This is a genomic window from Streptomyces sp. NPDC090127 (assembly GCF_044746945.1).
Lineage (GTDB): Bacteria > Actinomycetota > Actinomycetes > Streptomycetales > Streptomycetaceae > Streptomyces.
On record NZ_JBIVDE010000005.1, the window covers coordinates 401,332 to 414,797 of the forward strand.

Here is a 13,466-nt window from a genome sequence, read left to right on the forward strand (position 1 = left end):
GTGGACACCGAACTCGACGACGCCCATACCGACTACACCAGAGCCACTACCCGACCGGTGCCCGTCTCTCTTGCCGAGAGCGAAGCCGACTGGCGCCACCGCCTGCGGTACGACACCCCCCAGGGCCGGCTGCTGACGGACAACGCCATGACGCAGACGCTGGTCGGCGGCGGAACCATCCATCTGATGCACACCACGACAGCACTGGACGCCATCCGGGCCAGCGGCCAGCTCTACGCCTCCTCCGGCTGTCTCCTGGCAGCCCTGTACTGCGTGCCGCTCACTCCCGAGGCCACCGGCCTGCGCCCGCACAACCTCGGTGCCTACTTGCTGGAGACCAAGCCGCACACTCGCAGCCTGGTCATCGAGCTCATCCCCGCCGCTCCGGTCCCGGCCATGGGTATCGACTATCTGCGCCTGGGCCGCATCCACCTGCGGACCTACCTGCACCACCGCAGTTTCCTCACCCATGCCGAGGACGCACGGTTGAGGCACACCGTGCTCCAGCAGATCCGAACGGTCGCACCGTTCCTGGACATTGCCTTGGCCAACGCCACGGGCATGCGGACGCCACCGGACGAGTTCGTCGATCGGCTCGCCGTCGCTGTGCGGGGGATGCCGTTCCTGGGCTACCTGTACTTCGAAGTCCTCTCGGAGTACCTGATGCTTCACTCCACAACGCTGGAGACCAGGACGTATGCCGAGACCGGCGAGATGAACAACCGCCTCTGCAAGAAGCTGGCGTTCTCGGCCGTCACCGGCATGGACAAGCTGTTCGACCTCTCCCGATTCCACCCCGGGCACGCCCGTCTGTGCGAGATCATCGCCGGCATCGACCCCAGATTGGCGCCCGGCGCAGCGATCTATGTGCGGGACCGTTTGGCGCACCTGTTCGCCGCCCTCGCTCTCGACCCTCGTCAGGACGCGATCGCCTTCAGCTTCCGCGGAGCGGACTTCGACGAGCTCACTGAGACCGCGCCGTCTCTCCTGGGCCAGGCGATCTTCCGTGAGATGCGGCTCCTCGACCGCTACCCCCATCTCTATCTCGCCTTCGAGCAGGCAAAGGCTCTGCGGACGTGGAGTTATTGGAACGAGAGGGGGATCGCGACGCCGTTCAACGGGTTCCTCCCCAAGGGCGAGATCGGGATCAATCCTGCCTATCCGGCAGCTGACTGCACGGTCTGGGTGGCGGAGTCCTGTGAGCGAGGCCTGCTGCACCCGGTCGAGCAGCTCGATGTCGCCTGCGTTCCTCGCCTGGCCGACCTCGGCATGACTGCCATGCGTAGGGACAACACCGGTAAAGCCGCCGGACATCCGACCGCCGTGCCCTTCACCGCCGGCCTGTAGTCAGCGGCGCCAACGGCATCTGCTCGCCGACCCTCGCCGCCGGTGTCCCCGGGCTGCCAGCCCACGACTACACCCCCGCGACCGTCAGACCGGTCGCTGCAAAGGAGCGTCAACACAATGGACCCCATCCATCGCGTCTGTGCACTACTGCGCGCACGAGCAAGGAGAGAAGGCCTGATGTCAGCGACAGCGGCGCCGGGCTCTGCGGCTCGCTCTGCAGGGAATCCCAGTACGGCCGCATCTGATTCCCGCGTGGTGGTCGCGTGATGGATCAGGACAAGCCGGTGATGGTGGTACGCCGCTGGCGGCAGACTGCCGGCTCTGTAGGGCGGGCACGCGCCGAGTTGCGTACAGCGTTGGCGAATTGGGGCATGGAAGGCATCGAGGATGACGCATTGCTGGTCCTCTCCGAGCTGCTGACCAACGCGGTACGGCACGGGCGCGTGCCGGGCCGAGAGGTCGAGACCCGGTACATTCCCTCGCCCGACGGCCTTCGGATCGAGGTGCACGATGCTTCGGGGGCACGCCCCTCGATGGCGCTGCACGGTGAGGATGCCACGAGGGGTCGGGGGCTTCCCGTGGTCGACGTCTTGGCGGCGCGGTGGGGCGTGACTCCCAGGATCGGCGCAGGCAAGCTCGTGTGGGCCGAGCTGGCAGCCGAGGCTCCGCAGGGCGACGCGAGGGAGTTCGCGGACTACCCGCGATGAGCATCGACGGACCCATGGCCGCCCCGGTCGTCTCCGCGTACGAGTGAGACGACCGGGGGTTCGGATCGGCGGTTTCGCAAGGGGCGAGGGGTGGGGCCTCTCACACCTCCGGGTAGCGGCGCGGTGTCCAGGTGAGCGTGCGGCCGTCCGGGCGTTCCACCGCGCGGGTCTGCGACGAGCCGATCAGCAGCAGCGTGCGCATGTCGACCTCGCTCGGTTCCAGGGTCTTCAGCGTCACCACCCGGACCGACTGCTCCGGGCCGCCGACGTCCCGCGCCACGACCACCGGGGTCTCGGGCGAGCGGAGTTCGAGCAGCAGGTCGCGGGCGGCCGCCACCTGGTGCGTGCGGGACTTCGAGCCCGGGTTGTAGAGGGCCAGGACCAGGTCCGCCTCCGTCGCCGCGCGCAGCCGGGCCGCGATGACCTCCCAGGGCTTCAGGCGGTCGGAGAGGGAGATCGTGGCGTAGTCGTGGCCGAGGGGGGCGCCCGCCGCGGCCGCCGCCGCGTTCGCGGCCGTCACGCCCGGCAGGACCCGTACGGGCACGTCCGCGTACCGCTCCTCCGACGCCACCTCCAGGACCGCCGTCGCCATCGCGAAGACGCCCGGGTCGCCACCCGACACGACCGCGACCCGGCGCCCGCGCCGCGCGAGGTCGAGGGCGAACTCGGCGCGCTCGGACTCGACCTTGTTGTCCGAGCCGTGCCGCCGCTGGTCGGGGCGGAGGGCCGGCACCCGGTCGAGGTACGTGGTGTAGCCGACGAGGTCGTCGGCGTTGACGAGCGCGCCGCGCGACTCCGGCGTCAGCCAGGGCGCCCCCGCCGGGCCGGTGCCGACGACGACGACCTCGCCCCGCTCGCGGGACTCCGGCGCCACGGCGTCGACCCGGGAGGGCAGCACGGCCACCGAGAAGTACGGGACCGTCTCCGGGTCCACGTCCGCCAGGAGCTCCGTCCGCTCGCCCGCCATGAACGCCCGCTCCACGTACCGCGCGTCCTCCAGGCGGCCCGCGCGCTCCAGGGCGCGGCGCACGGTCGGGAACGTACGGCCCAGCTTCATCACGACCGCCGAGTCCGTGCCCGCCAGCCGGGCCGTCAGCTCGTCCTCCGGCAGCGTGCCCGGGACGATCGTCAGAACCTCCTCCGCCTCGCACAGCGGCTCCCCGAGCCGGGCGGCCGCCGCGCTGACCGAGGTGACACCGGGGATGACGGTGGTGTCGTACCGGTGCGCGAGCCGCTTGTGCATGTGCTGGTACGAGCCGTAGAAGAGCGGGTCGCCCTCGGCGAGCACGGCGACGGTGCGGCCGGCGTCCAGGTGGGCGGCGAGGCGGGCGGCCGCCTCCTCGTAGAAGTCGTCGAGCGCGCCCCGGTAGCCGCCGGGGTGGTCCGTGGTCTCCACCGTGAGCGGGTACATCAGCCGCTCCTCGATGTGGTCGGCGCGCAGGTGCTCGGCCGCGATCGAGCGGGCGATGGAACGGCCGTGGCGTGCCGAGTGGTACGCGATCACGTCGGCGGCGGCGATGGCCTTCACGGCCGCGAGCGTCAGCAGCTCCGGGTCGCCGGGCCCGAGGCCGACGCCGTACAGCTTGCCGGTCGGGTGCGCGCTCATGCCTGGATCTCCGCTTCGTGGGCGAGGGCGTTGATCGCGGCGGCGGTCATGGCGCTGCCGCCGCGCCGGCCGCGGACGACGAGGTAGTCGAGGCCGAGCTGCTGGGCGGCCAGGGCGTCCTTGGACTCGGCGGCGCCGATGAAGCCGACCGGTATGCCGACGACGGCCGCCGGGCGCGGCGCCCCCTTGGCGATCATCTCCAGGAGGTGGAAGAGCGCGGTCGGCGCGTTGCCGATGGCGACGACGGAGCCTTCGAGGCGGTCGCGCCAGAGTTCGAGGGCGGCGGCGCTGCGGGTGGTGCCGAGCTCGGCGGCGAGCGCGGGCACGGCGGGGTCGGAGAGCGTGCAGACCACGTCGTTGTCGGCGGGCAGCCGCTTGCGGGTGACACCGCTGGCGACCATCTGCGCGTCGCACAGGATCGGCGCGCCGGCGCGCAGGGCCGCGCGGGCGCGGGAGACGACCTGCGGGGAGTGGGCGAGGTCGCGGACGAGGTCGGTCATGCCGCAGGCGTGGATCATGCGGACCGCGACCGTGGCGACGTCGGCGGGCAGGGCGGCGAGATCCGCCTCGGCGCGGATCGTGGCAAAGGACTGGCGGTAGATCTCCGCGCCGTCCTTCTCGTAGTCGAACATCCTGGTGCTCTCGCTCATCTCGTGGTTGCTGAGGGGGTGCGGGCCGCCGCGACGGCGTCGGGGAGGTCGGTACGGGGGGTGGGCCGCCCGTCGACGAGGTAGGTGCCCTCGCCGGTGGCGACGACGTCGACCCAGGTCTCGGCCTGCGGGTGGCCGCACCGGCGCTCGCAGCCGGAGAAGTGGACGGGGAGGGCGACGGGGAGACCGCCGGGGGCGTCGGCGTGGCCCGGGGTGGCGTCGGTGTGGCCCGGGGTGGCGTCGTGCTCCGGGGCGCCGCCGTGGCCCGGGGTGGCGTCGGCGCGGACGTCGGCGAGGGACTTCGCGCAGCCGGGACGGCCGGTGCAGGCGCCGACGCCCGCCCAGGGGGAGCGGGGGTCGGTGATCAGGCCGTACGTGTCGAGGACGGCGAGCCGCTCCCGTGCGGCCGCCCGGTCGGCGAAGCCGGTGACGACGACCCCACGCCAGGGGGTGAGCCGCAGCTCCCCGTGGGACGCCGCCGCGTTCGCCGGGTTGTCCACTCTCTTCGCGCTGTCCGCTTTCTCCGTGCCGTCCGCGTTCTCCCCGCCCGCCGCGCTCTCCGCCAGCGCGCGCAGGTGTGCGGCCGTGAGGCGGCCGAGGGGGGTCAGGACGTGGAGGGCGTGCTCGCCGAGCAGGCCGGGGGCCGGCGGGGGTGCCGCGGTCCGCGGAGGCGTGGGTGCCGGTACGGGCTCCGCCGGTACGCCGGCCGCCGCGAGCGCCTCGGCCAGGCCCGGTACGTGTTCCCCGGGCAGCTCCCGGACCCGCCAGGCGCCGTTTCCCGCGGCGTGGGCGGCGTCGAGGAAGGCACCGGCCGCGGCGAGCGCGGCCCGGGGCGCGTCCACCGGGGCGACCGCGAAGACCTGGTCGCCCACCCGGAGCCGTACGGACGTCTCTCCTGCGACCAACGTCACATCGCCGCCGAGCCCGGCGACGTCCCCGCGCCCGTCGTCCAGGACGAAGAGGAACCGACCGGACAGGGCCGCCGTCCACTCCCGCCCACAGAGCAGCGCGTCCAGTTCCCGGGCCCACAACTGCACGTCACCGCAGCCGAGTCCGTCCAGCCCGGCCGTCGGTGAGGCCACCACGTTCCGGATCCGCTCATGGGTCGCGGAGGGCAGCAGCCCGGCGTCCGCGAGCACCTCCGCCAGCTCCGCCCCGCACCCCTCGCCGAGGCCGCGCAGCTCCACGTTCCCGCGTGAGGTGACGCTGATCCGGCCGTCCCCCAGGCCCTCCGCGACGGAGGCCAGGACCTGTGCCTGACGTACCGTCAACAACCCTGCGGGCAGCCGCAGTCGAGCCAGGCGGCCGTCGTCCGCGGAGTGCAGCCGAAGCGCCCCGGGGCAGGCGTCGCCACGGTCCCGTACGGGCGGTTCGCCCGGCAGGGGTGAGGTGGGTGGGGTGGGCGGCATGGCGGCGAGCATACCGACGTCACCAGCGGTCCCCGCCAGGCCCGGAGGACGCACGATCTACTATTCGGATCGGCATGGGGTCCCAGGACCCCGGGGAGGAAGCCCGGTGAGATTCCGGCGCGGTCCCGCCACTGTGAGCCAGGTCCCGCGAGGGGCCGGGTGAGTCAGGAACTCCTGCCGTCCACACGACCACCCGGGGCGCGGACAACCCCGAGGAAGGCCTGCGCACGCATGCGAATTCTGTTGCTGTCGCACTCCGACACCGACCTGCTCAGCGCCCGCGCGGCCGGGGGTCCGGTCGACTACCGGTTCGCCAACCCCTCCCGCCTCGCCCTGGACGACCTGCCGGGGCTGCTCGACGGCGCCGACCTCGTCCTCGTCCGCCTCCTCGGCGGGCTGCGGGCCTGGGAGGACGGGCTCGACGCGCTGCGCGCCACCGGGAAGCCGCTCGTCGTGCTCTCCGGCGAGCAGGCGCCCGACGCCCAGCTCATGGAGACCTCCACCGTCCCCGTCGGCGTCGCCACCGAGGCCCACGCCTACCTGGCGCACGGCGGCCCGGCCAACCTGGAGCAGCTGGCCCGGTTCCTCTCCGACACCGTGCTGCTCACCGGCCACGGCTTCGAGGCCCCGGCCGCCGCGCCCACCTGGGGTCCCCTGGAGCGCACCGCGCGCACGGAGACCGGTCCGACGGTGGCCGTGCTCTACTACCGCGCCCACCACATGAGCGGGAACACCGCCTTCGTCGACTCCCTCTGCGAGGCGATCGAGGACGCCGGCGCCCGCGCCCTGCCGCTGTACGTCGCCTCCCTGCGGGCCCCCGAGCCCGAGCTGATCGAGACGCTCAAGGGCGCCGACTCCGTCGTCACCACCGTCCTCGCGGCCGGCGGCACCACGCCCGCCGACGCCCAGGCCGGCGGGGACGAGGAGGCCTGGGACGCGGGCGCGCTCGCCGCCCTCGACGTACCTATCCTGCAGGCACTCTGCCTCACCGGCTCCCGGGCGGCCTGGGAGGAGAACGACGAGGGGCTCTCCCCGCTGGACGCCGCCAGCCAGGTCGCCGTCCCCGAGTTCGACGGCCGGCTGATCACCGTCCCGTTCTCCTTCAAGGAGATCGACGAGGACGGCCTCCCGGCGTACGTCGCCGACACCGAGCGCGCCGCCCGGGTCGCCGGGATCGCCGTGCGTCACGCCCGGCTGCGGCACATCCCGAACGCCGAGAAGAAGCTCGCGCTCGTCCTCTCCGCGTACCCGACGAAGCACTCCCGGATCGGCAACGCGGTCGGCCTGGACACCCCCGCCTCCGCCGTCGCCCTGCTCAGGCGGCTGATCGTCGAGGGGTACGACTTCGGGCCCGAGGACGAGATCCCCGGCCTGGTCTCCGGCGACGGCGACGAGCTGATCTACGCCCTGATCGAGGCCGGCGGCCACGACCAGGACTGGCTGACCGAGGAGCAGCTCGCCCGCAATCCGGTCCGCATCCCGGCGGCCGACTACAAGCGCTGGTACGCGACCCTGCCGCAGGAGCTGCGCGAGGGCGTCGAGCGGCACTGGGGCCCGCCGCCCGGCGAGATGTTCCTCGACCGCTCCCGCAATCCGGAGGGCGACATCGTCCTCGCGGCCCTGCGGCGCGGGAACCTGCTGATCCTCATCCAGCCGCCGCGCGGCTTCGGCGAGAACCCGATCGCGATCTACCACGACCCCGATCTCCCGCCGTCCCACCACTACTTGGCCGCCTACCGTTGGATCGCGGCGCGCGCCGAGGACGGCGGCTTCGGCGCGGACGCGATGGTCCACCTGGGCAAGCACGGCAACCTGGAGTGGCTGCCGGGCAAGAACGCGGGCCTGTCGGCCGCGTGCGGCCCGGACGCGGCGCTCGGCGACCTGCCGCTGGTCTACCCGTTCCTCGTCAACGACCCGGGCGAGGGCACGCAGGCCAAGCGGCGCGTGCACGCGACCCTCGTCGACCACCTGGTGCCGCCGATGGCCCGCGCCGACTCCTACGGCGACATCGCGCGCCTGGAGCAACTGCTCGACGAGTACGCGCAGATCTCGTCCATGGACCCCGCCAAGCTGCCCGCGATCCGGGCGCAGATCTGGACCCTGATCCAGGCGGCGAAGCTCGACCACGACCTGGGGATGGCGGACCGCCCCGAGGACGACGGCTTCGACGACTTCCTGCTGCACGTCGACGGCTGGCTCTGCGAGGTCAAGGACGCGCAGATCAGGGACGGTCTGCACGTGCTCGGCGGGGCGCCGCAGGGCGAGGCGCGGGTCAACCTGGTCCTGTCGATCCTGCGCGCCCGGCAGATCTGGGGCGGTACGCAGGCCCTGCCGGGGCTGCGCGAGGCGCTGGGCCTGGACGAGTCGGCCGCGACCCGGACGACCGCCGACGAGGCGGAGGCCACGGCGCGCGAGCTGGTGGAGGCGATGGAGGCGGCCGGCTGGTCCGTGGACGCGGTCCCGGCGGTCGCCGCCGCGTACGGCCCGGACGTCCGGGCCGTCCTGCGGTTCGCCTGCGAACAGGTCGTCCCGCGCCTCGCCGCCACCACCGACGAACTCACCCACGCCGTCCACGCGTTGAACGGCGGCTTCGTCCCGGCGGGCCCGTCCGGATCGCCCCTTCGTGGCCTGGTCAACGTGCTGCCGACGGGCCGGAACTTCTACTCCGTCGACCCCAAGGCCGTCCCCTCCCGCCTCGCGTGGGAGACCGGGCAGGCGCTCGCCGACTCGCTCCTGGAGCGCTACCGCTCCGACAACGGCGCGTGGCCGACGTCCGTCGGGCTCTCCCTCTGGGGTACGAGCGCGATGCGCACGGCCGGCGACGACGTGGCCGAAGCCCTCGCCCTGCTGGGCATCCGCCCCACCTGGGACGACGCCTCGCGCCGCGTGAACGGCCTGGAGGCGGTCCCGCTCGCCGAGCTGGGGCGGCCGCGCGTCGACGTCACGCTGCGCATCTCGGGCTTCTTCCGGGACGCGTTTCCGCACGTCATCGGGCTCCTCGACGACGCCGTACGGCTGGCGGCCGGGCTCGACGAGCCGGCCGAGGACAACTACGTACGGGCGCACGCGCAGGCCGATCTGGCCGAGCACGGCGACGAGCGGCGGGCGACCACCCGGATCTTCGGCTCGCGGCCGGGCACGTACGGCGCGGGCATCCTCCAGCTGATCGACTCGCGCGACTGGCGGACGGACGCGGATCTCGCCGAGGTCTACACGGTCTGGGGCGGCTACGCCTACGGCCGCGGTCTCGAAGGCCGCCCGGCGCGCACCGAGATGGAGACCGCGTACAAGCGGATCGCGGTGGCCGCGAAGAACACGGACACCCGCGAGCACGACATCGCCGACTCGGACGACTACTTCCAGTACCACGGCGGCATGGTGGCGACCGTCCGCGCGCTCACGGGGACGGCGCCCGAGGCGTACATCGGCGACTCGACCCGCCCGGAGACGGTCCGCACCCGGACGCTGGTCGAGGAGACCTCGCGGGTCTTCCGGGCCCGGGTGGTCAACCCGAAGTGGATCGAGGCGATGCGCCGCCACGGCTACAAGGGCGCGTTCGAGCTGGCGGCGACGGTCGACTACCTCTTCGGCTACGACGCGACGACGGGCGTGGTCGCCGACTGGATGTACGACAAGCTCACCGAGACGTACGTCCTCGACCCGGAGAACCAGGCCTTCCTGAAGGAGGCCAACCCCTGGGCCCTGCACGGCATCGCGGAGCGCCTCCTGGAGGCCGAGTCGCGCGGCATGTGGGAGAAGCCGGACCCGCGGACCCTGGCCGCCCTGCGCCAGGTCTTCCTGGAGACCGAGGGCGACCTGGAGGGCGACGACTAGTCCTGTCGTTCGGATCTCGCCGGGCTCGCGGGCTGGTCCACGGAACTGGCCCTGGGGGGTCTCTTGTGGATCATGCCGGGCTCGCGGACGCGGCGATCGGGGCCAGTTCGAGGCGGCGGCCCCGGAAGCCGGCGCGGACGCGGCGGTCGTGGGTGACGATCACCAGCGTGCCGGGGTAGTGGGCGAGGGCGGCCTCCATCTCCTCCACCAGGCCGGGGGCGAGGTGGTTGGTCGGCTCGTCGAGGAGGAGCAGGTCCGCCGGGCGGGTGACCAGGCGGGCCAGTTCCAGCTTCCGGCGCCGGCCGGTCGACAACTCCCTGACAGGAACGGCCAGATCGGCCGCCGCGAAGAGGCCGAGGCGCAGGAGTTCCTCTTCGCGGCCCTCGCCGAAGGCCTTCGCCACCGTGCGGGGGTCGTCCGCCGGGCCGACGTCCTGGCGGAGCATGCCGACCCTGGGCGGCGCCGTCACCGTACCGTCGTCCGGGGCCAGTTCACCCGCCAGGACCTTCAGAAGCGTTGTCTTCCCGGCGCCGTTCGGGCCGGTCACCAGAAGGCGTTCGCCAGGTGCCAGGTGCAGGGAGTCGAGGCGCAGCCGCCCCTCCACCCGTACGTCGGTCAGGGCGACCGCCCCCGCCGCGCGGCCCTCGACGGCGGCCGTGAACCGGAGCGGTTCCGGGGGTGCGGGCACCGGGTGTTCGGTGAGTCGGCGGAGCCTCTCCCGGGCGGCCCTGATGCGACTCATCGCGCCGTGCGCCCGCGACCGGGCCCGGAAGGCGCCCGCCCCGCTGAAGGACGCCGGGGCCTTGCGCGGGATGGCGGTGAAGCGGTCGATGTTCGTGTCGGCGAGGGTCCTGCACCGGTCGAGCTCGGTGCGGTACTCCTCGTACTTCCGTTCCCGCCGGGCCCGTTCGGCGGCGCGGCCGGTGAGGTAGCCGGCGTAGCCGTCGCCGTACCTGCGGACGGTGTGCTGCGCGCCGTCGACCTCCAGGACGGTGGTGGTGACCCGGTCGAGGAACGTGCGGTCGTGGGTGACGGCGACGACTGTTCCCCGGTGGGCGCGCAGCCGCTCCTCCAGCCAGCCGACGGCCTCGTCGTCGAGGTCGTTGGTCGGCTCGTCGAGCAGGAGGAGTTCGGGGTCGCAGGCGAGGGTCGCGGCGAGCGCGAGGCGGGAGCGCCGGCCGCCGGAGAGGGTGGCGAGCGGCTGGTCGCGCCGCAGCGGTTCGCGGTCGCCGAGGTGCCGCAGGGTCGTCTCGACCCGTCGGTCGGCGTCCCGCCCGCCGCGTGCCTCGTACGCGGCGAGGAGCGCGGCGTACCCGTCGAGGTCCCCGGTGGTGGCGAGGGTCGCCTCGGCGTCGCGGATCGCCCGTTCCAGCCTCCGTACGTCGGCGAGCGCGAGGTCGACGGCGTCGCCGACGGTCGCCGTGCCGGGGAGGTCCAGGGTCTGGGCGAGGTGGCCGACGCCGCCGGGGGCGTCCACGGCGACGGTGCCGTTGTCGGGGCGCTCCAGGCCGGCGAGGAGGCGCAGGAGGGTGGACTTCCCGGCGCCGTTGTCGCCCACCACACCGACGCGCTCGCCGGACCGCACGGTGAGGGAGACGCGGTCGAGGACCAGCCGGTCGTCGTGGCGCCGTGTGACGTCGGTGAGTTGGACACGGAACAAGAGGGGGTCTCCATTCGTCGGGGACGGGGCAGCGGCTCACTTCGAACCCAACGAGACGTCTCGTCTCGTTGGGTTCGACTGTAGGGCGCCGGGAGTGCTGCCGCAAGACGTTTCGTCTCGCCAGGGGGTGCGATGAGTTTCGGCGGCGCCGGCCGTCTACCCCTTGACCGTGCGAGACCCGAGGAGAAGACCATGGCCGAGAACGACGCCCGCATCGCCACCCACACGCTGGACGGGACCGGCGCCACCCTGCGCTACGACGTCCGGGCCGCCGACGGGTCGGGCGAGGAGGCCACCCCGCTGTTCCTGATCGGTTCGCCCATGGACGCCTCCGGGTTCACGACGCTGGCCTCCCACTTCGCCGACCGGACCGTCCTCACCTACGACCCCCGGGGCGTCGCCCGCAGCGTCCGCACCGACGGCGCCGCCGAGACGACGCCCGAGGAGCACGCCGACGACCTGCGGCGGGTCGTCGAGGCGGTCGGCGCGGGCCCGGTCGACCTCTTCGCCAGCAGCGGCGGCGCGGTGAACGCGCTCGCGTTCGTCGCCCGCCACGGCGACCTCGTACGGACGCTCGTCGCGCACGAGCCGCCGACGGTGCAGGTGCTGCCGGACCGGGAGCCGGCCCTGGAGCTCTGCGCCGACATCCGCGACACCTACCTGCGCGACGGCATGGGCCCCGCGATGGCGAAGTTCATCGCCGTGACGATGCGCAAGGGCCCCATCCCCGCGAACTGGGCCGACGAGCCCGCCCCCTCGCCCGCCGCCTTCGGGCTGCCCACCGAGGACGACGGCACGCGTGACGACGCGCTGCTCGGCCAGAACCTGCGCACGTGCACCGGCTACCTCCCCGACTTCGAGGCGCTCAGGGCCGCGCCGACCCGCATCGTCGTCGCCGTGGGCGAGGAGTCGGAAGGCGAGCTGGCCCACCGCGCGGGCGTCGGGGTCGCCGCCGCGCTGGGCACCGAACCCGCCGTCTTCCCCAGCCACCACGGCGGCTTCCTGGGCGGCGAGTACGGCCAGCAGGGCGCCCCGACGGAGTTCGCGAAGGCGCTCCGGGACGCACTGGCGGTCTGAGCACGGGGACGGGGCCGTCGGCGCGGAGCTGTCGGCGCGGGGCCTGGCCGTTCAGGAGCGGTCGGGGCCTGGCCGGTCAGGTGTGCTCGGGCCCTTCCGCTCAGGCGCCTTCGGCCCCCGTCCCGTCCGGGCAAGCGCGCTCGGGCCGCACCCGTTCAGGCGCGCTCGCCCAGGACCCGGACCGCGTCGACGATCAGGTCCCAGAAGGCCGCGACGTCGACCTCCATCCCCACGTCCGCGTTGGGCGGCCGGCCCGTCACCCCGTTCAGGTCCACGACCGTCGCGCCCCGGGTGTGCGTCCCGGTCAGTTCGATCGTCACCGCCGCCCGTGCGAGGCTGATCAGCGACGGGTCGACCAGGTGTGCCACGGTGAGCGGGTCGTGCAGCGGGGGCGCGTCGAAGCCGTACACGTCGCGGTAGGTGCCGGCGAAATAGGTGAGCAGCTCGGTGCAGAGCCGGGAGAGCGGCGTGCCGAGCGCCGCGATCCGGGCGACGACGTCGGCGGTGGCCCGGGCCTGGTGGGTGGCGTTCAGGCCGAACATCGTGATCGGCAGCCCGCTGGAGAAGACGATGTCCGCCGCCTCCGGATCGCAGAGGATGTTGAACTCCGCCGCCGGAGTGGTGTTCCCGCGGTCGGTCGAGCCGCCCATCAGCACGATCCGCTCGATCCGGGGGATCAGCTCCGGGTGGGCGATCAGGAACGTGGCGATGTTGGTGAGCGGCCCGGTCGGGACGAGAGTGACGGGCGCGGGGTGCGCGAGCAGGGTCTCCCGGATCAGGGTGCGGGCGTCGCGCGGGTCCTGCGGGACGTCGGGTTCGCCCTCGCCGAAGCCGGGGCCGTCGAGCCCCGAGCCGCCGTGGATGTCCTCGGCGACGCGCTGCTCGCGGTCCGGCGCGCCGCGCAGCGGCCGGTCCCGGCCCGCCGCGATCGGCACCCCGCGGATGCCGGCGACGTCGCAGACGCGGCGCGCGTTGAGGGTGGTCTTCTCCACGGTCTGATTGCCCGCGACGGTGGTGATGCCGAGGAGCTCGACGGCCGGATGGGCGGCGGCCAGCAGGATGTTGAACGCGTCGTCGTGACCGGGATCGCAGTCGAGGATCACGGGTACGGGCATACCTCCACGGTCCCACACGGCCGCCCGCGCCGTCACGAGCCCGTCGCGACCGGCAGGCCCC

At 73.5% G+C, this 13,466-nt stretch carries 9 protein-coding genes and 1 riboswitch; of the genes, 4 read left to right on the plus strand and 5 right to left on the minus strand.

From position 1 onward, the window contains the following. Together ACIPPS_RS20715 and ACIPPS_RS20720 are read left to right on the plus strand one after the other, a co-directional pair. Positions 1 to 1,347, plus strand: a complete 1,347-nt coding sequence (locus ACIPPS_RS20715; RefSeq protein ID WP_401433971.1) for a hypothetical protein — start codon at positions 1 to 3, stop codon at positions 1,345 to 1,347. Positions 1,348 to 1,613: 266 nt separating this feature from the next. Then, positions 1,614 to 2,054 (plus strand): ATP-binding protein, encoded by a 441-nt coding sequence (locus tag ACIPPS_RS20720; protein ID WP_401433974.1) that lies wholly within the window; start codon positions 1,614 to 1,616, stop codon positions 2,052 to 2,054. 100 nt (positions 2,055 to 2,154) lie between these two features. Here ACIPPS_RS20720 and ACIPPS_RS20725 read toward each other — a convergent pair whose 3' ends face one another. Genes ACIPPS_RS20725 through ACIPPS_RS20735 form a run of 3 tightly spaced genes read right to left on the minus strand, consistent with a single transcriptional unit; the run spans position 2,155 to position 5,731 of the window. Beyond that, the gene (locus tag ACIPPS_RS20725) at positions 2,155 to 3,660 is read right to left on the minus strand and encodes a precorrin-2 C(20)-methyltransferase (protein WP_401433976.1); all 1,506 of its coding nucleotides are present in this window, start codon (positions 3,658 to 3,660) and stop codon (positions 2,155 to 2,157) included. Next, positions 3,657 to 4,310: a precorrin-8X methylmutase gene (locus tag ACIPPS_RS20730; protein WP_401433979.1), complete on the minus strand. Its 654-nt coding sequence runs from the start codon at positions 4,308 to 4,310 to the stop codon at positions 3,657 to 3,659. Before ACIPPS_RS20730 ends, ACIPPS_RS20725 begins: the two co-directional genes overlap by 4 nt. Next, positions 4,307 to 5,731, minus strand: a complete 1,425-nt coding sequence (locus tag ACIPPS_RS20735) for a cobalamin biosynthesis protein CobG (RefSeq protein WP_401433982.1) — start codon at positions 5,729 to 5,731, stop codon at positions 4,307 to 4,309. Before ACIPPS_RS20735 ends, ACIPPS_RS20730 begins: the two co-directional genes overlap by 4 nt. Positions 5,732 to 5,774: 43 nt before the next feature. Continuing rightward, positions 5,775 to 5,914: riboswitch (cobalamin riboswitch) on the plus strand. A gap of 36 nt (positions 5,915 to 5,950) precedes the next feature. Between ACIPPS_RS20735 and cobN the strand changes: the two genes are divergently transcribed. Continuing rightward, positions 5,951 to 9,553 carry a cobaltochelatase subunit CobN gene (cobN, locus tag ACIPPS_RS20740; protein ID WP_401433985.1) on the plus strand — a complete coding sequence of 1,201 codons (3,603 nt, stop codon included), beginning with the start codon at positions 5,951 to 5,953 and terminating at the stop codon, positions 9,551 to 9,553. Positions 9,554 to 9,623: 70 nt separating this feature from the next. Here the strand turns inward: cobN and abc-f are convergent, their stop codons facing one another. Next, positions 9,624 to 11,213, minus strand: coding sequence for a ribosomal protection-like ABC-F family protein (abc-f, locus tag ACIPPS_RS20745; RefSeq protein ID WP_401433987.1), 1,590 nt, complete (start codon positions 11,211 to 11,213; stop codon positions 9,624 to 9,626). Between the two features lie 192 nt (positions 11,214 to 11,405). On the opposite strand from abc-f, the gene ACIPPS_RS20750 reads away from it, so the two are divergent. Then, positions 11,406 to 12,290, plus strand: coding sequence for an alpha/beta fold hydrolase (locus ACIPPS_RS20750; RefSeq protein ID WP_401433989.1), 885 nt, complete (start codon positions 11,406 to 11,408; stop codon positions 12,288 to 12,290). Between the two features lie 155 nt (positions 12,291 to 12,445). Here the strand turns inward: ACIPPS_RS20750 and ACIPPS_RS20755 are convergent, their stop codons facing one another. Continuing rightward, the gene (locus tag ACIPPS_RS20755; RefSeq protein WP_401433991.1) at positions 12,446 to 13,405 is read right to left on the minus strand and encodes a nucleoside hydrolase; all 960 of its coding nucleotides are present in this window, start codon (positions 13,403 to 13,405) and stop codon (positions 12,446 to 12,448) included. Between the last annotated feature and the right edge of the window lie 61 nt (positions 13,406 to 13,466).